This is a genomic window from Mesorhizobium sp. L-2-11 (assembly GCF_016756595.1).
Lineage (GTDB): Bacteria > Pseudomonadota > Alphaproteobacteria > Rhizobiales > Rhizobiaceae > Mesorhizobium.
Window position 1 is genome coordinate 159,096 of sequence record NZ_AP023259.1, and the last position, 19,741, is coordinate 178,836.

The following is a 19,741-nucleotide window of genomic DNA, read 5'->3' on the forward strand; positions in this document are numbered from 1 at the left end:
GAGATGCAGCGCATTCTGGCCCCCATCATCCCTGGCCTTGCCGTCCTGATCATCGTGCTCGCCCTGCTGGAAACCTATTCCGGCATCATTCTGATCGTTGCGATTACCGTCATGGGCTGGCGGTTGGCGCATGCCGACAAATATGGCGTGCCGGTATCGCCGAAATTCTCGATGGGTGAATGGGACGCGCAAGCAGGCGCTGAACGGAAACCGTCTCAGCCGATCCGTCCAGTAGAACATCGGCCACTCGGTGACGTGCTGGCCGAACTCGACACCATGACCGGCTGGCGCTCCGTCAAGGCCGAAGTCAAAAAGCTGGTCGCGGTGCTGCAGGCCGAGCAGGAACGTCGGCGCCACGGCATCAACACCGCACCCCCAAGCCTGCATCTGATCTTTCTCGGCAATCCAGGCACCGGGAAAACCACGGCGGCGCGTCTCATGGGCGAGATTCTGTTCGCACTCGGCCTGCTCAGATCCGGCCATGTCGTCGAGGTCGATCGCAGCCAGCTTGTCGCCGGCTATATCGGACAGACCGCCATCAGAACGCGGGAGGCCATCGAGGCTGCACTCGACGGTGTCTTGTTCGTTGACGAAGCCTATGCATTGGCCCCCGAGGGCCAAAAAAACGATTTTGGCCGCGAGGCGATCGACACGCTGCTGAAGCTGATGGAGGACCATCGCGATCGATTGTGTGTCATCGCCGCCGGCTATACCGGCGAAATGCGCCGCTTCCTCGAATCAAATCCCGGCCTGCGCTCCCGATTCACCAGGACAATAATGTTCGAGGATTATTCGGCTGAAGAGCTGGCGGGGATTTTTCGCAACCTCGCAACACGCGAGGGCTTTGTGCTCGACGCCGCGGCCGAGGGCCAGGCCAACCTTGCTTGCGTGCGCATGGAGGCGGAGCGGGGTGGGGGCCAAAAGTCGGACCAAATGTCCTTCGGCAATGCCCGCGCAATCCGCACGCTTTGGGAAAGCACGCGTGAGGCGCAGGCCATGCGCCTCGCGACAAAGGGTGGCCAAAATACCGGCCGCGACGCCATTATCACCATCGAGCCAGGTGACATCGAAACGGCCCTGGCGACACACGAGCGGCAGGGGTCAACCACATGACGCCTGAAACCCTCTTCTCATCTGTGCGCGCGACGCTTCTGCGCTGGCTCAAACTTGTTCCTGCCCTGTTCAGGCGCGATCCGCTGTTCCGCTATGCCACGATCGCCGCTGTTCTGGCTTTGATCTTTCTGGCTGTCAGTATCGGTCAGGATGTCGCTCGCCACGCAGACGGCCCCATGACCGGCGCTGGAAAGAACGCCGGCACGACGTCGGCTCCGGATAATTTCGAACAGGGCAATGCGTCTTCGGCCGCAGGGTCACAGACGTCGCAACCGCCCGCGCCCGGATCAACCTTAGAGCCGGCTCTCGACGATACGCCTGCTGTCGCTCCTGGCCGGCCGCTGCAAGGCATAAAAGTGGCGCCAGCGCCGCGCGAAGATTTTGGAACCGTACCCAAGGAAGGATCATCACCATGATGCAAAGAAGAAGTATGCGCGCACTGGCGCTCGGCATTGCGATCGCAGCGTTGAGCTTTGTCGACGGCTCCGGCGTCGCCCTGGCGCAAGACCAGCAGGCAGCAACCCAGAAGCAGTTGGACCGCATCGAGCAGAAACTCGATTCACTGATCGAGCGTCTGGGCACTGCCGGACAGCAGTCATCAAACGGCAACGACCGCCTGCCCGCCACCGGGAACGATGGCGCGAAAAAGCAGGGTTTCTACGATGCCGGTGCGAGCCAAGATTACCAGCGGGGCGCGCTCGCCATCGCCCGCGTTGCGCCGGCCAAAAAAGACGATCTTCCAGAGATCCCGGCCGACAGCGTCGGCAGTTTTGTCTATATCGGCGGCGCCATTCCCCTCAATGAACTGTCCCGCAACGGTGTGCTCTACACCGGCCTCACCTCAGTCGAACTCCAGGGCTGGCTGAAGGTCACAGAACCCGGCCGCACGCAACTCGCCGTCGAATACCGCGCCACCACCGGATCCAACGTTTTTGTCAATGCCGGCTGCATTGCCTCGCTCTGGCTCGAAGATCGCTCGATCGGCTCCCAGCATGGCGAAATCCCGATGCCCGCCAGAGAGCAAAAAACCGTCTCCTTCCTCTTTGGCGCCGATCTTCAGCCCGGTCTTTACAAGCTCCGCGCCTGGCTGGCCTGCACCGAGCCGCGTGACCTGCATGCACTCAACGCCCAACTGCTCATCAAGACGCCCGCCGACATGAACCTGCGCATGATCGACAGCGGCGAATTGCTGCACCGGGGGTGAGGTCATGGGGAGGACAGGGAGGATCATCGTCAATACGCGGGGGACGAGGGTTCGTCGAGGAGCAGGAGCCGCATTTGAAAGGCCGGTGTTCCGGTAGACGCTCACCAACGCCGTAGCCGTGGCGGAAAAACATGGCATCGGCAAACGCTCGCTCAACAATTTCGACTGTTTCCATTATGTGTACACGAAGGTCGCCGACGTCACGCTCTTGACCCTCGACCAAAAACTGCGCGAAACCGATATCAAGGGCGTTGCCGTGATGATTGAGGACTGTTCCGGCACAATGGGCTTCTCGATCGCCCTTTCAAACAAAAAGAGGGACAAAAATATGCAGCAGGTTTTCTATCCCGGTCATGCCGGCGAGCCTTGCGTCGGTGAATATGCGATTGTGCTCGATCGCACCGACATGATCGCGCGCGCTGATATCGTGCTGGTCAGCCGCCTCTCCCATATGGCGTCGTTCCACAGTTCCGGCTTCGGCCGCGATATCGTGCTGAACCGCATCCTGGCCAACGACCTTCAGGGCGTCAGACTGAATTGGATCAGGCTGTTCCTGCTCACTGAACAGTCTGCTTCCGCATCCGCCCCGATACCGTATTTCCATGCGACAGAGATCACCAGGATCAAACTCGACACCGACGATTTTATCGCCAGGGGCAATCCGTGCACCATTCGCCGGCGCAATTTCCTCTCGCGCCTGTTCACCGGGATTTCGCAGGAGGTTTCCTACTGGAACGGCGATGTCGTCGGCGGTTGCGCCCGCTTCTCGACGTCGCTCGAAAATTTGCGCCTTCTCGATCAGACGGAAATCGAAACGTTCTGCACCAGGATTGGGCTACGCACGCCGGCAGCTAAACCCTCGCCCGCGTCCATCAAGACAGGCAGCCTGCCCGCCGCACACAACACCTGGTCGAGTTCATCCTATCACTGACACTGCATCTTGCCTTGTGTGACAATACGCTCTATCTTGCACACAAGGCAAGATGGAGTTGGACATGGCGACTGCGCGCGTACTGAAGCGGGGGGAAAGCAAAGTCTCCGCAACCAGGCAATCCGCGAACCGATCAGCGGCGGCCGTGGCGATTGAGGATGCGCGCCGCGCCGGTCTGCTGGATGGCGACAGAACGGAACATCTCTCCTTCCGTGCGCCGAAAGCGCTGGTCGAAGCCGCCAAGCGGGAGAGCGGGATCGATTCCCCGACCGATCTCGGTATCCTCGCGCTGGCCACACTGGCCCAGCCTGATCCGGTGGTCTCCTTCCTCAAACGCACCCACGGCAAGCTCGGCCCGGGTCACGAGCTTGAGTTCTGACCTGCGCGCCCCGCTGCGGCGCTACAAGCCAGAACGACGCCGCGCCCAGCTGATACCGAGAGCGCATGACAAACTTGTCGGCGTTGCCGATATTGGCTCTACCGGGCGGCCGACATTCGTGCCGGACACCAATATCTATATCATGGCCGCGGCCGGTACCCTGCCGGATGTGGCGCGGCGGTTGGTCGACCGCTCGCTGCTGTTCCATTGCTCGGTCTGTCTGGCCGAACTCGCCACCGGCGTCGCCAATTACGATCCGGCAAGGCCGGACTGGCATCCGGTCCGGGATCATTACGCCACCCTCTTCGCCAGTATCCCAGACAGCCGCGTGCTGATCCCCGACCATCAGATCTGGATCGATGCCGGCGTCATTGCCGGTACGCTGTCGCGCACCCAGAATTTCCAGAAACATCAACGCAAGGAATGCCTGAACGACGCACTGATCTATCTCACCGCCGTCAAGGCCGGCCTGCCCTTGCTTACGGCCAACACGATCGACTTCGATCTCATTCAGCAGGTCGCGCCTGGCGGCCAGTTTGTCCATCTTTGACGGCCCTGTTTGTCAACGAAGCTGACCTACGTCCGCCAAGGCGCTTGAGGACGCGCTCACCGGCTGACCGGGTTGACCAGCCCCGGAGCAGAAGGAAGCTTCCGAGGCTCTGCGGCTGTCTGCTGCTGAGCCGGCCGATCGTTGTCATTGGACATTCCCCGATACCGTTTTTCGCCTTCCGCCATGAAAGACGCGTCGGCAATTGGAGGTTCGATCGTGCGACCGGGGCATCGACGAGGTTCGGCAATTGAGGGTCGTGGTGGTCGGCACGCATAAAAGGCTGGCGACGGATCACTCCGTCGCCAGCCCTATGAATGCCACCCGTTTCAGAAATCAGGCGAGGCCCAGTCGGCTGCCGCTCCGGCAGCGTCTTCGATGAGTTTCGCCGCGACATCCGCCGGCAGTGGCATGAAGCCATAGCCGCGTGTGATGGCTGCGTCGTGAAGATCCTCCAGCCTCTCGAACGCGTGACCTTGAGTGCCGAGCCAGAGTGCGGGGTCGTCGGTCACGTCGTGGGGGAACGCCTGCAGGAAGAAGGTCCGCAGCGGCGGGTCGTAGCCGATGATGGCTTCCGGGTCCGAGCGGTCGTGTCCGGTGACAGTGATGATGTAGCGGCTCATTGCAACCTCCTTTTGCCGGTTGGGAAGCCGGCCCCTTTGGGGGGGCCGGCCACTGATACCTCACTGCGGGTTGTTCCAGAGGATGACCTTCTTGTTCTCCTCGCCGCCGGGGGCCGGGGCGACGTTGCCGAAGATCACGCCGATCTCGGGCGCCTCGATCTTGACGGAGAGGTACTCCTCGCCGGACCGCTGCGACCGGCGATACCAGCCCGCGCCGATCTCGAAGCCGGTGCGCTTGTTGAGGATGCGGTAGTCGGGTGCTTCCTCGCTGGCCTTGGAGGGATTCGGCACGACGGTGATCGGGGCGTTGACCCGGAGCGTGGCGAAGACGCCTTCCATCGAGCCGTCGGACTTGGTGGTGAGGTTAGCGATCGTGGTAGCCATGGTGATGTCTCCTTTTCGGTTGCATCGGAAACCATTCCCGATGGCGTCGAAGGAGAGGGCCGTCCTGCTGCGGTCATCGCGGCGCAAATTCTGGAAAATTCTATTTGCCGAAAAATGCGGACAGGCCCTTCGCCTGCCCGCAAACCAAGAAACAGAAATCGAATTTTCCTGAATTTTCGTCGAGAGTACCCCGCCAGGGGTTGACCGTAGTAAGCAGGCGGTCCTCTACACAGGCGACATGAAAAGGGATTGGTTCGCGTTGCAGCCGAAGCCGGGGCGATTACCCCTGCCGCTCCGATCGCGCCCCGCCAGCTCCCGCCGGCGACCGCTGGATCGGGTTGGCCGCACCCGTCATCCGCCCTTCACCGTCATCCCAAGAGCGCCTGCTCCAGCGAGAGCGCGTCGGCTCGCACAGCCTCAGCCCGCCCACCCCGGCAATCGGAACGGTTGTGGTTTCGCCGGTCGCAGCGGTCCGGCGAGGGGCTACTTCGCCGAGTGCGGCGCTCGCCTCATTGTGTATCCGCGCTGTCGCGCCGGCCGCTGACGGCGAGGCAAAACATGATGTTGAACTTCCTCTGGGGCGACCTGCAGTGAGGTATCAGTGGCCGGCCGGTCCAGGAAGGGGCCGATTGGCCACGGCCGCAATCGGGATAGCACCCAGGCGCGCGGGCATTGTCGCCGACGGGCCAACGGAACGCCCGTCGTCGGCTCCGAGCCGCCGCCGCGATGTCACTCGCCGCATGCGGTGCCGCGCGATAGCGTAGCCAACCATTGCGTGGCCTCCGGCGCTCATCCCGGTGTCATCGCGAGCCGCTCATCGGGCGTCATGCGCTTTGCCAACACATCCCAGATCTCCGGGTCGGCGCATGACAGCATGGTTTGCCAGTCGGCGACGTCGCGGGTGGTCGTGACCAACCCATTGCCAACATCGTAGGTGACGCAGGGCTTTTCGGCCATTGCAAGCCGCAGCACATTGAGGATGGTGCCGGGGCTCGTCCCGTTCCAGATCATCAGACCGTAGTCGGCGCGCCGGACCATTTCGCGGTCCTTCTGCGCCTGTATAGCGAAGCCATGGGCACCCTGTGGCGGTGGAACAGTATAGACGGCCCAATCACCGAGATTGTTTCGCGGTTGATCACTGGCGCAAAAGACGCCGACATGTTCGTAGCCGTGCCCACCGAGCAGAGCTTGCACTTCGGTGTCGGCGCCGGGTGCGTCGCCGACGAGAACGCCGTGTTCGGCTGCCACGATCGACGCGATGCGTTCCACCACGGGATTGGGCAGGTCGACGATGTCGCGCGAGCCGCCAACAAAAATCATCGCCATGGTGTCTCTCCTTTCTCTCCAATAGCCCGCCCCTCTCCAGCCTCGCTCTCCCTCGCGCGCATGTCGGGGATGTGCATATCTTGAGGAACGATGACGGCCCGACCAGAGCGTCTCAAAACGCCATGCGGATTTTCCGCACGGCTTTTCCGACAGGTAGATGGACTGCTACGACTTGATCATCGGCGAACCATCCTGTTCATTTGTGGAATGTTCAAAGCCATCAACGCAGTCCAGATTCACGTTTCGCTGGATGAGATCCAGCAGAAAATATGGCGTCGACTTGTTTTGCCGTCAGGCTGGACTCTTAAGCAGCTCCACCTTGCCATTCAGGCGGCCTTCAACTGGTGGAACTATCATTTGCACGAGTTCAACATCGGTGGTCTGCGCTATGGCGATGTCGAGCTCCTGACGGAGGATGCCGCTAAAGACGACCCCCGCGTCTTTGATTGTCGTGAGGTTCGCCTCCGCGACTTCGCGCGGGGAGCCGTGTTCAAATACATCTATGACTTCGGCGATAATTGGTCCCACACTGTCATGATCGAGGAACTCGTTGCCCTTGAAGTCGCGCCCAAACACGGGACCTGCATCGATGGAGCGCGCGCCAGGCCGCCCGAAGATGTTGGCGGTATTCCCGGGTATGAGCACTTCCTGGAAATCATGTCGGACAAGACAGACCCCGAACACGCCGACACCAAGCGGTGGTGTGGAGGATATTTCGATCGGGAATGGTTCGACCTGGCCGTGGTGGACAAGGACGTGCGCAATGCACTGCGCGCGAATGTTAGGCGTCGGCTGCATCAGCCAAAGCCGAAGCATAGCGGACCGACAACTGCTTAAATCAACAGGCAACGATTTGACCGCCATGCAGGATCGAATGGGCGTCGGCTCGTTCGGCGAAGATCGGCCGACAGCATTCCCGGCTTTTTTTGCCCAAGCGTAAGAACGACGCCAATGCAATCTCCTGTCCGTAGCTTCACGGTCGAAATCAAGCGACGCAGCAAGAAGGGTCGTGGGCGAATCCAAGCTCAGGCGGGAGTCCGAACGAGGTTTGCAAGAACCGGCGCCGAGCCGCAGGATCCTCCCCGATCTGTCGTCGAATGCAAACGCAGCAGGCGAGCACGACATTCTGAAACGTGGCAACGAGCCATAGCCCCCGGCGTTTCGAGCGCCGGGAGCTTGGTCGAGATAGCGCTGGTAGCGGCACAGTGCGCGGCGCTTCACGCGCCGCCCTCCGCGAACCGCCATACGGGGATGCCAAGCCGACGGGCCTTGTCGGCAAGGTTGTCGGTGATGCCGGAGCCGGGAAAGACGATCAGGCCGTAGGGCACCACCGAGAGAAGCTGGGGTCGGTTCCGGCTGAGTGTGAAATGACACCCTAAGCGGCAAGGACACGCTTGCCATAGTCGCGAAGGTGGCCGGTAGGATCGACGTATCGATACAATGTCACCGGTTTGATCCCGAGTTCCTGGCAAAGTTCGGAGACGGCGGTGTCGCGATTTGCCATCGCGGCTTGCGCTAGCCGAACTTGGGCCTTGGTAAGGGCGAATTTTCTCCCGCCCTTTCGGCCTCTGGCGCGTGCGGCCTGCAGGCCGGCGATCGTTCGTTCGCGAATAAGTTCGCTTTCAAACTCGGCCAGGGCGGCGAAGATGCCGAAAGAAAGCCGCCCGGCTGGCGTTGTCGTGTCGATTTGCGCCCCTTGACCGGTCAAGACCTTCAGGCCGACACCGCGATCGGTGAGCTCGGTTACGGTTTTGACCAGATGATGCAGGCTGCGGCCCAGCCGATCGAGCTTCCAGATGACAAGCACGTCACCACTACGGAGTGCTTTGAGACAGGCCTCCAAACCGGGACGGTCATCTCTCGTGCCTGATGCACGGTCAGAATAGATGTGCTGTTCTGTAATGCCGGCACTGAGGAGCGCATCGCGCTGGAGGTCGAGCGACTGGCTTCCATCGGCTTTGGAGACGCGGGCGTATCCGATCAGCATGTTTCACAAACGAGTGTTTGAGGCATTGACGCGCAACCAGGTGCGATAACCATTGTGAATATACCTTATTCCATTTCACAAACAAGAATTCTCAATCCTTTCCTCGGGATAAAAAAGAAACATGGCTCATCGTTCCGTTCTGACTGATCGCCAACGCGCTACCCTCTTCGACCTGCCGACCGACGAAGTCTCACTTTTGCGGCACTACACTTTGGCCGACGACGATCTGGTCCATATTCGGGAACGGCGGCGTCCCGAGAACAGACTGGGATTTGCGCTTCAGCTTTGCGCGCTGAGATATCCCGGGCGGACGCTTTATCAGGGCGAGGTCATTCCTGACCAGGTTCTTGCGTTCATCGCCGCGCAGATCGGCGTGGCCGGCGACGCGCTGCTCAACTATGCCGTTCGCCGGCAAACGCGCCAGCAGCATATGGAGGCCTTGCGCGCTATCTACGGCTACAAGAATTTCGCAGGCCGCGGCGCACGGGAACTGAAAGAGTCGCTTGACGCGCAGGCCGAAGATTCCCGCTCCAATGAAGATCTCGCACGGCGATTTGTCGATGGATGCCGCCAAACTCAAACCATCTTGCCGGCGATTTCGATGATTGAGCGACTCTGCGCCGACGCCCTTGTGGCAGCCGAACGCCGGATCGAGATGCGGATTACCGATCGCCTCGATCAGCCGATCCGCGATCGGCTCGATATGCTGCTGACAGAAATGACGGAGGGCAATGTCAGCCGCTTCGTCTGGCTGCGCAGAACCGAACCGGGTGACAACTCTGCCTTGGCGAACCGTCTGCTCGACCGCCTTGAATTTCTGGCAGGGCTAGGATTGAAGCCACAGGTTCTCGATGATGTTCCGCCACATCGGATCGCCCGTCTGCGACGGCAGGGCGAGAGATATTTCGCCGATGGCTTGCGCGATATCGGAACGGAGCGGCGCCTGGCTATTCTTGCCGTTTGCGTAGTGGAGTGGGCCGCGGCGATTGGCGATGCTGTTGTGGAGACGCATGACCGGATCGTCGGCAAGACCTGGCGAGAGGCCAAACGGCTTTGCGATGGACGCGTTGCTGATGCCAAAACGGCCGTAACCGACACCTTGCGCGCCTTCTCCGGTCTCGGCACGGCAATGCTCGAAGCACGAAACGACGGCATTTCGCTTGAAACGGCGATTGCCACATCGCCAGGCTGGCCGGAGCTGGAGAAACTGGTCGCTACGGCATCTCAATTGACCGACACCCTTGCCGCCGATCCACTGGCTCATGTCATCCAGGGCTTTCATCGCTTCCGCCGCTATGCGCCGCGCATGCTGCGCTGCCTGGAAATACAGGCGGCAAGCGTGGCCGAACCGCTCATGCGAGCAATCGCCCTGATCCGGGAAAAGCGCGAAACACCGTCGCAACCGACAACTTTTCTGCGTCCCACATCAAAATGGAACCGCCATCTCAAGGCGCAGGATGACGGCGACCATCGCTTGTGGGAAGTAGCGGTCCTCTTCCATTTACGCGACGCGTTCCGGTCCGGCGACGTATGGCTCGCCCATTCCCGCCGCTATGCCGATCTCAAACAAGCGCTGGTGCCGATGTCGGCTGCTCTGGCCACAACAAGGCTGGCGGTCCCGTTCGAACCCGGCTCATGGCTTGCCGATCGCAAGGCCAGAATGGCGGATGGACTGAAGCGGCTGGCCAGAGCCGCCCGGAGCGGCACCATTCCGCTCGGCAGCATCGAAGACGGTACCTTGCATCTTGAACGGCTGACTGCGGCAACACCGCAGGACGCCGACGAACTGATCCTCGATCTTTACCGGCGCATGCCGGAAGTGCGGATCACCGACATTCTTCTGGATGTCGATGCGGCAACCGGATTTACGGAAGCCTTCACCCATCTACGAACCGGTGCTCCCTGCCAGGACAAGATCGGCCTTCTGAACGTACTGCTGGCCGAAGGGCTCAATCTGGGCTTAAGAAAGATGGCGGAAGCGTCCAATACCCACGACTACTGGCAATTGTCTCGCCTTTCGCGCTGGCATGTCGAAAGCGACGCCATCGACCAGGCGCTCGCCATGGTGGTCGCGGCTCAAGGCCGTCTGCCGATGGCCCAATTCTGGGGAATGGGAGCGACCGCTTCCAGTGACGGCCAGTTCTTCCCGACCGCGCGACAGGGCGAGGCGATGAATCTCATCAACGCCAAATATGGCAACGAACCAGGTGTAAAGGCATATACACACCTGTCCGATCAGTTCGCCCCTTTCGCGACCCAGCTCATTCCGGCGACCGTCAGCGAGGCGCCTTATATTCTTGACGGTCTCCTCATGAATGAAGCCGGCCAGCGTGTCCGTGAACAATACGCCGATACCGGCGGCTTCACCGACCATGTCTTCGCCACCGCCTCGATCCTGGGTTACCGGTTCATTCCGCATATCCGGGATTTGCCGTCGAAGCGTCTTTACGTGTTCAATCCTGCCGGCACACCTAGCGAGTTGCGCGGCCTCGTCGGCGGCAAGATCAGAGAGGACCTCATCGTCTCGAACTGGTCCGACATTTTGCGTAGTGCTGCGACCATGGTCGCCGGCATCATGGCGCCCAGTCAGCTGCTGCGCAAATTCGCTTCCTATCCGCGCCAACACGATCTTGCGCTCGCCCTTCGCGAGGTCGGCCGCATTGAGCGCACGCTGTTCATCATTGAATGGATCCTCGATGTCGACATGCAGCGTCGTGCGCGCATCGGTCTCAATAAAGGCGAGGCACATCACGCGCTCAAGAACGCCCTGCGGATAGGCCGGCAAGGCGAGATTCGTGACCGGACCACGGAAGGCCAGCACTATCGCATAGCGGGTCTCAATCTGCTTGCCGCCATCATCATCTACTGGAACACGGTTCATCTCGGGCGAGCCGTCCTGCAGCGCAGAAATACGGGGCTCGACGTGCCGCCGGAACTGCTTGCCCATATCTCGCCGCTCGGCTGGGCGCATATCCTGCTCACCGGCGAGTACCGATGGCCCAAGCCCACCAAGCGAGTTGAGGCCATCCTTCGCGCTGCTCCATGACAAAAACGGCCCGGCGCGAAAATCAATGTGGCGGAGTATCTTCGCCCACCGCGCGACCGAGAGTCGCGCCCTCTATCGTTTTTTGTGCGCAACTGGAGATTGCCCACTATCTTTGGGCCCGGGCGCGATTATGATGGCAGTCGATGCGGTTACGAGGGGCCTATGCATCGCACCGTCGCAAAGCTCGGCTTGACGCTGTTTCTCGTCGTAGCGACGTGGCCGGCTATTGCCGGCGAGGCGCAATCGCCAGTCACCTTCGTGCGCTCGATCCTCAATGCCCCCGCCAGCGAGATGAGCTTCGCCCGCACCAAAATCGCGGTCGACAGGTTCGCCGATCCGTCGATTAATGAAGCGGCCACGATTGCTGAACTCGACGGCATGGTGGCGATTGTCGGCAAGATGCTGTCCACCTTGCCGCCGGCCGAGGCGGCAACCGACATGGAAAAGATGAAGGCTCTGAGGGCGTTCATCTATGAGCCGGGACACTGGAACGATCAGAAACCGTTCCAGTACGATCTGGCCGATCCTTTCGGCCAGCAGTTCGGCGCGCAGATGCTGACGCGCTACCTTGCCACGAAAAAGGGCAATTGCGTTTCTATGCCGATGCTGTTCCTCGCCCTTGGCGAAAAGCTCGGCCTCGATCTCGCCCTCTCGACAGCGCCGCTCCATGTGTTCGTAAAGTTCACCGACCGAGCGACAGGCAAGACATGGAATCTTGAAACGACAAGCGGGGCCGGCTTCGCCCGCGACGAACACTATCGCAAGATTGCGCCAATGACAGACCAGGCGGTTGCCAATGGCGTCTATCTCAAGACACTGAATCGCCACGAAACACTTGCGCTGATCGCGACCGGCGCTCTCGATGCTCTGCTGGCGGCAGGCCGCTATGACGAAGCCATCGCCGTTGCCGATGTGCTGATCGAAGCCAATCCGGCCGATGCCTACTCGCTGACCAAGAAAGGCACGGCCTACTATCGGCTGCTCGAACGCGACTTCATTCGCAAATATCCGGCCGAGAAAGACATTCCGCCGGCAGAAATGCCGCGCGCCATTGAGCTTTCACGTGCCAATCAGGACGCCTTCGCCAAGGCAGAAGCGCTTGGCTGGCGCGAGCCGAAACTGAACTGAATACCGAATACCATTTGAAGAGGCAGGGGACTGAAAATGGGAGTTGGAAGGATCGTTCAACGCTTGCTGGCGGTCATGCTGGCGATCTCGATGACGGTCGCCGGCACGGCCGGCGGTTACGCCGCTTCGGCATTCAGACCACACTTGTTGCCACTTTCCAGCGGGGCTCAGGCTACTCCGGTGCGTTTCATATCTCCCGACACGATGGACCCGACAATGCCGGGGGTCGGAACAAACAGATACGCCTACGCCGAAAATGATCCTGTCAATAAAAGCGATCCAAATGGTCATATTTGAGGGTGGGTCGCCGGTGCGATAGTAGGCTACTTCGCTTCTACCACCGAAGCCAATACCCCCACCACGCCTGACGATATAGCGCAGACAAGTGAGACGGAAGCGTTGGCAAATATGGCGCTTGGCGCTGCGTCTGCTCCTACCGGCGGCGTCGCTTTGGGTATCGGCCAAGGCATGGCTAGAGCAAGCACCTTAAGGGGCCTAAGCTACGCTCAACGGACATTTAGCGAAACATTCAGCTCGTTCGGCAGAGCACAATATTCAAAATTGGCTGGAACGAAAATAAGTACGATTGATGACCTCGCCTCTGCGATAAAAAGTGGACAAGTAAAACCAAGCCAACTCTCGGTTGAAACCGGGAGAGTTAATGGAAAAGGGTATATTATGAACACCCGCACGGCGACTGCTTTGGAGCGCGCCAATGTACCGCGGTCACAATGGAATATTGTAGATAAGACGAAGGACAAGTACGCAATGGATCGATTGAGAGCTCAGCTTGAAAGAAACAACATACCTCCTGGGCAGACCATTTCTGCGCCAAAGAGCGAGAGTTCAGGTGCATCTGCCGGAAGTGCGAGTGCGTCTAACGGGAATTCGGGTGGCGGACTTCTAGGCGCAATAGGTCGTGCAACCGGTCTCTGGTAAGAGTAGGCAAGTCTCATGAAAGAATTCCTGCAATTGCCTTATGACTCAAGTGGGTATGGGGACTTTGGCGTCTCCTATGTCGGTACCGATGCGAGGGTGCATTTTAGGTATCGGGCCGGCGGAAAGGATCGCATTCCCGAATTGTATTTTGAGTTTTGCATACATATGTCGGTAAATGGCATTCTAAATAGCCAGAAGCAGCTTCCGTACGATGTTGTTCTGGCAGAAAATTATAAAAATGAGGAATATGAAGGATTCTCTAGATTTTTATTTATGCTAAGCGGGAGCGATTTTCAGTTCGAAATTATCGCCAAGAATTGTACTTTTGCAGAATCCACGGAGAAAAGCACGCTTGTCGAATGAAGACACGGCAATCTCGAATCGTCGCCGTCTTCATGACAAGAACATTGCCACAGTGTTGATGAGAACGTAGGTCTGCCTCCTCCAGAATGGACCCTATTATGGCAAGCTCGTCCTTGCCGCTTAGGGTGTCATTTCGCACTCAGCCGGAACCGACCCCAAGCTGGTCGTTGCGGCGGAAGGGTGCGGCCTTGGCGTGGCGGTTCCAGTCCGGCTTGAACGCGATCTGGGTGATCTTGCGGTTCTCGGCCCAGCAGGCGGCGATGCGCTCGGCGCCGCGCGGGCTGCCGCCGTGGAGCAGGACCATGTCGGGATGCTTCTCGCGGGCCTTGTCGAGCGCGTCCCAGATCCGGTCGTGATCGTTGCAGTCGAGGCCGCCGGCGAAGGCGATCTTGGTGCCGGCCGGGACCAGCACCTCGGTTTCGGCGTGGCGGCGGGCGGCAAGGAAGTCTCTGGAGTCGATCACCGCCGCGGTCATCGCCTGGTGGGAAACCTTGGAGCCGGTGCGCGGGCGCCATGCCGATCCGGTTTGTGCCTCGTAGAGGTCGGCGGCCTCATCGCGCATGATTTCGAGCACGTTGCGGCGCTCGATGTAGGTGATGCCCTCGGCAGTGAGCCGTTCCAGCTCGACCGACTTCACCTCGGAACCGTCCTGCTCCTGCTGGCTCGAACGCTGCGCCTCCTCGTTGCGGTCGAGGCTGCGGGCGACGCGCTCGGCGGCACGGTGAAAGACGTTTGCGAAGGACCAGAGCAGGTCGTCGAGATCGGGTTCGAGCCTGGTATCGCCAAGCATGCCGGCGAAGGTCTCGACGATCCCGGCAAGCCCGGCCCGGATCACCTCGTCGTCGGGAAGTGGCCGAGCATCAGGTTCGTCCTGATGCGGACGATGGCCGTACATCTGCAGCTCGAGGATGACGCGGTCGGTCGGCGAGGAGGCGTGGTAGGGCTCGTGGGCGTCGTCGAAAGGAAGTTCGTAGGTCATGGCGTGTCTCCGTCGGTTGTTGCCGCGCCCATCGCGGCCTGACAGCGAAACCCGGCCGCGCGCCGGGCGCGGCTGCACCGAAGGCCGTAGCAAAGCGGAGGACGGCGCAGCCGTTGCGGCCGTGACCGGTGGGTGGCAGGGGTCGCCTCTCGGGCAGGCCGCGGGCGCGGCCTCTCCGGCGGACCGTCGCCATGCCTGCAAGTCTTCCGGTGACGCCCTCGCCCGCCTGCCGCTCCGGCCGGTCATCAGGGCGGCAGGAACAGACGGGCATCCTCCGGGACGAGCTGATCGCTGAGCCATGCCGCGAGATAGGCGGGGCCGAGATGGCGCAGATCGTCGTTAAAGTCGCCGAGCTGCGGCCGCAACACCAGGGCGAGAATCCCGGCCTCGCCTGCGCGTTGGCTGAGACGCTCGATACCGTGCCGGCCGGCGGCATCGGCATCGGCTGCGATATAGAGGCGACGGCAGCCGGGCGGCAAGATCAGGCCGGCGAGGTGATTGGCCGAGGTCGCGGCGGCCACAGGCAGTGGCGGCATCACCATGCGCAGCGAGGCCATCGTCTCGAACCCCTCGCCGGCGGCCATGACCGGGACCGGGGCGCCGGGATCGAGGCCGAGCCAGATGCCGTTGCCAAGCAGGTCGCCCAGCGAGCGGCGTGGATCAGCGAGTTGCGCCTTGCCCTGACCCGAAGGATCAAGCCTGGTGCGCTGCAGGCCGGTGATCTCCCCGTTGAGGTTGGTGACAGCGGCGATCAGCGCAGGCAGGGTCTGCGTCTCGCCGGTCACGAGATCCCGGTAGTAGCAGCCGGGATGGAAGCGCAGGACACGCTCATGCGCGGAGAGCAGAATGCCGCGGCCGGCAAGATATCTTCCGCCAGCGTACCGGCGATCGGTTGCGACATGGCGAACAGGCGACGCGCGGCATGGGGAGAGCCGCGTGCCGCGGCAGGCTGACGCTGCGTGCCAAGGGGCTGGGCCAGGGGCTGGGGCGGCGGCAGCGGCAGGGCGAGGAAGCGACGTGCTTCATCCGCGACATCGCGGAACTCGGTCAGGCCGCAGCTTTCTCGGATGACATCGAGCAGATCGCCGAATTCGGCGGTGGCGGCATCGGTCCAATGTCCGGCCGCACCGGGACCGGATTCCGGCCCGCTGAGCCGGACGAACATTGACCGGCCAGGCGTGTTATGGACATCGCCGACCATCCAATAGCGACCCTGGCGTCGCCCGTTGGACAGGTAATGGCGACAGACCGCCTCGGCATTGCGGGCAAGGCGACGTGTCAGATCGGAGGCCGAACCCCGCCAGGTCACGGCCGAAGATTCCCCTGTTGCGGCAGCTCATCGCTGCAGCGCCGCGGTGAGAAAATAGCGGGGCACTCATGGTTGGATGAGATCCGCAGGTTTGTCATAAAGGTTTCCTCCTGTGCATGGTGATTTCGCCTCGCCCGGCCCCGTTTCGGCTGCGGGACGTGTTGGCCGGCCTTCCTGCGAAGCAAAAATGCCGCCCCCCTGCCCTGGAGGACGGCGTCTCTCTGTTACGGAAGAACGGAAGGAACGGCGCACGGATGCGCGCGCACCGCGATGAGGATCAGACCGCGAGATCGAGGATCTGTTTTGCCCGGCCTTCCATATCGAGCCGTACATCCTGGTGGGGTTTGTCGCGGGCCACCCGGGTGATGCCCTGCACGAAATCGAAGATTGAGGCCGGCGGATGACCTTCCTCGTTCAGAACCGTGTCGATGATCTTCGTGGTGTCGGTCTTGGAGAAGCCACGCTTGCGCAGGAAGGCCTGGCGGTCGTCGTCATCGCGGGCAACAATGCGTTCCCGCGCCGCCTTGATGCCATTGACGAAAGGCATGGGGGAGGATTCGGCAAACTGGATCAGCGCCGGTTCCGCTTCGAGCGCGAAGCGGGAAGGAGCATATTTGGAATGCCGGATGGTGATTTCCTGGAAATCTTCAACACCCCACAAGCAACGATTTTGGCACACGGCGCGGAGGTAAAAGCTGGCTATGCCAAGCGTCCTGGCGCCGACTTCCGAGTTCCAGCAGTAAAACCCCCTGAAAAATACATCCGGAGACCCGTCGGGAAGTTTGCCCGCCTCAATCGGATTGAGATCATCGACAAGAAAGACGAAGACATCGCGGTCGGAGGCGTACAATGTCGTGGTATCTTTCGAAACATCGACATGGGGGTTATAGATGCCAGTATCCCACTGAAGGCTTCCTGGCACTTTCCAGCGTGTGTCACCAGTGCCGTTACCAGCAATCTTCTGCACAGCCTCGATCAAGTCGGCGTCGAATATTCGACCGTAATCTGGCCCCGTCACGGCCCTGAGTTCAAGGCGGCCATTTTCGATTTCGAGCGTTTTGACCTGTTCTGCCCTGCTCGAGGTCAGGCCATACTGCAGATTGATGCCGGCGAGCGGCGCCGGAAGCTGACGCAGATAAGCGGCCGGCGCACCGATCAGGCTGGCAAGCTGGCCGAAACTCCAATGCGTGGGCGCGACAGGTGCATCCGCGTCTGGCAGTATCAGGGTGAGACGTTCAGGATCGTCACGAGCGGCCTCGACGCGGACAGCCTTGCTCTCGACGATACGCGTGCGACTGCGCGACGACCGGGCAGCAAGCGAACCGCGCAGATCGTCGAGCGACAGGAACCGCTCATCCGCTGAACGGTTGAACCACTCGGACGAGACGCGGCCGATGCGCTGCCCGCGGCTGACGTCCACCTTGTAGCCTGCCCGCGTGCCCTGCGAGGGAGATTGGATTTCCATCTGTGTCATGGGGTTTCTCCGCGGCGGACGCCGGGAGCCTCTCTCCCGGACCTTCGCCCGCCCACCACAGCCCGGCCCTCCTCTTTCCTCTGCAGGCACACCCGCCAGCCAAAGCACGGCCATCAACGCCGGAACGGCAAGAGGCATGGCAGGTCCAGGCTAGCGGAAATAGAAAAGGCCCGGCTTGATCGCCGGGCCTGCTGTGGACTGCTGATTTCGACGGCTTGAACCGCCCCGGGTTTTCCGGAGGCCGTTTCGTTTGAGTCACGCGGCCATGGCTGGTTCTTCCAGCATGGCATAGTAGCGTTCCTCGGCTTCGGCCGGCGGGATGTTGCCGATGGGCTCCAGCAGCCGGCGATTGTTGAACCAGTCGACCCATTCCAACGTCGCGAACTCGACGGCCTCGAACGAGCGCCATGGTCCGCGTCGATGGATCACCTCGGCCTTGTAGAGGCCGTTGATCGTTTCGGCGAGAGCATTGTCGTAGCTATCGCCGACACTGCCCACCGAAGGCTCGACGCCGGCCTCCGCCAAGCGCTCAGTGTATCGAATGCTGACGTACTGGGCGGATTCAAGCGGTCGTCGCAACACCTAAACGAAGGAGGTTGCGATGGGCATCCAAAAGCGACGATCACACCGTTCTGGACGAGCGCCGTTGCCGTCACCGGGACGTCCGCCAGTGGCGGAGAGATCTGAACTCCAGCGATTCTGGTTGGGGATCGCGCAAGGAATGACAAGCGAAGATGCTGCGCTGGCTGCTGGTATGTCGCAGCCTGTTGGAACCAGATTGTTCCGACAGGCGGGTGGCATGGCACCAGCGATGTTCAGATCTTCGAGCAAGCCGCCGTCCGGGCGGTACCTCTCGTTTGTGGAACGTGAGGAGATCGCACTACTTCGCGTTCAAGGCCTTTCGAGACGCGAGATCGGTCGCCAACTTGGCCGATCCGCCTCAACCATCTCCCGCGAGCTACGACGCAATGCCGCGACGCGCAGCGGTGGCCTGGAGTATCGTGCATCGACAGCCCAATGGCATGCCGAGCGATCGGCCCGTCGACCCAAACCGACCAAGCTTGCGCTCAACACGACCTTGCGCACTTATGTTGAGCAGAGACTGGCCGGCGTCGTCATGACTCCGAGCGGCGCTCCCGTTCCGGGTCCCGCCGTTTCGTGGAAGGGCCGCCGGCATGGCCCGCGAAAGAATCGGCGGTGGGCCACGGCCTGGAGCCCGGAACAGATTGCCCGACGCTTGCCGATCGACTTCCCGGACGACGAGACGATGCGCATCAGCCACGAAGCCATCTATCAGGCCCTTTTTGTTCAGGGCCGGGGAGCGCTACGCCGCGAACTGTCGGCCTGCTTGAGAACGGGGCGCGTGTTGCGGGTCCCCAGGGCGCGCGTACGCGGGCGAGGCAAGAGCTTTGTCTCGCCGGAGATCATGATCAGTCAACGCCCCGCCGAAGCGGTCGATCGCGCGGTGCCGGGTCACTGGGAGGGAGACCTCATCCTTGGTCTTGGCAGCTCGGCGATCGGCACGCTGGTTGAGCGTACGACGCGCTTCACGATGTTGCTGCATCTTCCCCGACTTGCGGGGCATGGCGAAGCTCCGCGCATGAAGAATGGCCCTGCTCTCGCGGGACACGGAGCTGAAGCCGTGCGTGACGCGATTACGCGCACCATCATCACCTTGCCCGAAGAGTTGCGGCGTTCGCTGACCTGGGATCAGGGAGCCGAAATGGCTCAGCATGATCGTCTCAAGATCGACGCGGGTGTCCAAGTCTACTTCTGCGATCCGCAAAGCCCATGGCAGCGTGGCACCAACGAGAACACCAATGGACTGCTGCGTCAGTACTTCCCGAAAGGCACCGACCTGAGCGTCCACAGCGCCGACGAGATCGCCGCCGTGGCCGTGGCCCTCAATGCCCGACCGAGAAAAACTCTGGGATGGAAAACACCCGCAGAAGCGCTTGACGAGTTGCTGTCGCGAGTGAACACAATCGGTGTTGCGACGACCGCTTGAA

Annotated in this window: 17 protein-coding genes and 3 pseudogenes; 12 read left to right on the plus strand and 8 right to left on the minus strand. The window is 61.2% G+C overall.

The window, feature by feature from the left end:
- The first annotated feature begins 3 nt into the window (after positions 1-3).
- The 6 genes from JG739_RS33525 to JG739_RS33550 all read left to right on the plus strand — a co-directional run bounded on the left by JG739_RS33525 (position 4) and on the right by JG739_RS33550 (position 4,177).
- Entirely contained in the window at positions 4-1,113 is a 1,110-nt protein-coding gene (locus JG739_RS33525) for an AAA family ATPase (RefSeq protein ID WP_199202851.1), read from the plus strand.
- Positions 1,110-1,529 carry a hypothetical protein gene (locus tag JG739_RS33530; protein WP_199202852.1) on the plus strand — a complete coding sequence of 140 codons (420 nt, stop codon included), beginning with the start codon at positions 1,110-1,112 and terminating at the stop codon, positions 1,527-1,529. The genes JG739_RS33525 and JG739_RS33530 overlap by 4 nt, the downstream gene beginning before the upstream one ends.
- Positions 1,530-1,579: 50 nt before the next feature.
- Positions 1,580-2,317 (plus strand): hypothetical protein, encoded by a 738-nt coding sequence (locus tag JG739_RS33535; RefSeq protein WP_244750030.1) that lies wholly within the window; start codon positions 1,580-1,582, stop codon positions 2,315-2,317.
- A gap of 118 nt (positions 2,318-2,435) precedes the next feature.
- On the plus strand, positions 2,436-3,248 hold the full coding sequence (locus JG739_RS33540; RefSeq protein ID WP_199202854.1) for a hypothetical protein: 813 nt from the start codon (positions 2,436-2,438) through the stop codon (positions 3,246-3,248).
- Positions 3,249-3,312: 64 nt separating this feature from the next.
- Entirely contained in the window at positions 3,313-3,627 is a 315-nt protein-coding gene (locus tag JG739_RS33545) for a hypothetical protein (RefSeq protein ID WP_244750031.1), read from the plus strand.
- Positions 3,617-4,177: a type II toxin-antitoxin system VapC family toxin gene (locus tag JG739_RS33550; RefSeq protein ID WP_199202856.1), complete on the plus strand. Its 561-nt coding sequence runs from the start codon at positions 3,617-3,619 to the stop codon at positions 4,175-4,177. The genes JG739_RS33545 and JG739_RS33550 overlap by 11 nt, the downstream gene beginning before the upstream one ends.
- Positions 4,178-4,503: 326 nt before the next feature.
- Here the strand turns inward: JG739_RS33550 and JG739_RS33555 are convergent, their stop codons facing one another.
- From JG739_RS33555 to JG739_RS33565, 3 genes are all read right to left on the minus strand, one after another.
- A complete protein-coding gene (locus tag JG739_RS33555) occupies positions 4,504-4,797 on the minus strand; it encodes a hypothetical protein (protein ID WP_199202857.1) in 294 nt (97 codons plus the stop codon).
- Positions 4,798-4,857: 60 nt separating this feature from the next.
- Positions 4,858-5,181, minus strand: a complete 324-nt coding sequence (locus JG739_RS33560) for a DUF736 domain-containing protein (protein ID WP_027170236.1) — start codon at positions 5,179-5,181, stop codon at positions 4,858-4,860.
- Between the two features lie 789 nt (positions 5,182-5,970).
- Complete coding sequence (locus tag JG739_RS33565; RefSeq protein ID WP_199202858.1) at positions 5,971-6,507, minus strand: hypothetical protein; 537 nt, start codon at positions 6,505-6,507, stop codon at positions 5,971-5,973.
- A 207-nt stretch (positions 6,508-6,714) separates the two neighbouring features.
- On the opposite strand from JG739_RS33565, the gene JG739_RS33570 reads away from it, so the two are divergent.
- Positions 6,715-7,344: a plasmid pRiA4b ORF-3 family protein gene (locus JG739_RS33570; RefSeq protein WP_199202859.1), complete on the plus strand. Its 630-nt coding sequence runs from the start codon at positions 6,715-6,717 to the stop codon at positions 7,342-7,344.
- A gap of 538 nt (positions 7,345-7,882) precedes the next feature.
- Here JG739_RS33570 and JG739_RS33575 read toward each other — a convergent pair.
- Entirely contained in the window at positions 7,883-8,494 is a 612-nt protein-coding gene (locus JG739_RS33575; protein WP_199202860.1) for a recombinase family protein, read from the minus strand.
- Between the two features lie 121 nt (positions 8,495-8,615).
- Between JG739_RS33575 and JG739_RS33580 the strand changes: the two genes are divergently transcribed.
- The 4 genes from JG739_RS33580 to JG739_RS33595 all read left to right on the plus strand — a co-directional run bounded on the left by JG739_RS33580 (position 8,616) and on the right by JG739_RS33595 (position 13,970).
- Positions 8,616-11,540: a Tn3 family transposase gene (locus JG739_RS33580; RefSeq protein ID WP_199202861.1), complete on the plus strand. Its 2,925-nt coding sequence runs from the start codon at positions 8,616-8,618 to the stop codon at positions 11,538-11,540.
- Between the two features lie 162 nt (positions 11,541-11,702).
- A complete protein-coding gene (locus JG739_RS33585) occupies positions 11,703-12,668 on the plus strand; it encodes a transglutaminase family protein (protein WP_199202862.1) in 966 nt (321 codons plus the stop codon).
- Between the two features lie 63 nt (positions 12,669-12,731).
- Positions 12,732-12,965 carry an RHS repeat-associated core domain-containing protein gene (locus JG739_RS33590; RefSeq protein WP_202362815.1) on the plus strand — a complete coding sequence of 78 codons (234 nt, stop codon included), beginning with the start codon at positions 12,732-12,734 and terminating at the stop codon, positions 12,963-12,965.
- A 657-nt stretch (positions 12,966-13,622) separates the two neighbouring features.
- Positions 13,623-13,970: a hypothetical protein gene (locus JG739_RS33595; RefSeq protein WP_202362814.1), complete on the plus strand. Its 348-nt coding sequence runs from the start codon at positions 13,623-13,625 to the stop codon at positions 13,968-13,970.
- Between the two features lie 157 nt (positions 13,971-14,127).
- Here the strand turns inward: JG739_RS33595 and JG739_RS33600 are convergent.
- From JG739_RS33600 to JG739_RS33615, 4 genes and pseudogenes are all read right to left on the minus strand, one after another.
- Positions 14,128-14,949, minus strand: a pseudogene (locus tag JG739_RS33600) (DUF2493 domain-containing protein); the annotation flags it as partial.
- Between the two features lie 245 nt (positions 14,950-15,194).
- Positions 15,195-16,258, minus strand: a pseudogene (locus tag JG739_RS33605) (DUF7146 domain-containing protein).
- 277 nt (positions 16,259-16,535) lie between these two features.
- On the minus strand, positions 16,536-17,732 hold the full coding sequence (locus JG739_RS33610) for a DUF932 domain-containing protein (protein WP_199202866.1): 1,197 nt from the start codon (positions 17,730-17,732) through the stop codon (positions 16,536-16,538).
- A gap of 255 nt (positions 17,733-17,987) precedes the next feature.
- Positions 17,988-18,290, minus strand: a pseudogene (locus JG739_RS33615) (integrase core domain-containing protein); the annotation flags it as partial.
- Between the two features lie 43 nt (positions 18,291-18,333).
- Between JG739_RS33615 and JG739_RS33620 the strand changes: the two are divergent.
- Positions 18,334-19,740, plus strand: coding sequence for an IS30 family transposase (locus JG739_RS33620; protein ID WP_202363131.1), 1,407 nt, complete (start codon positions 18,334-18,336; stop codon positions 19,738-19,740).
- The last annotated feature ends 1 nt before the right edge of the window (position 19,741 follow it).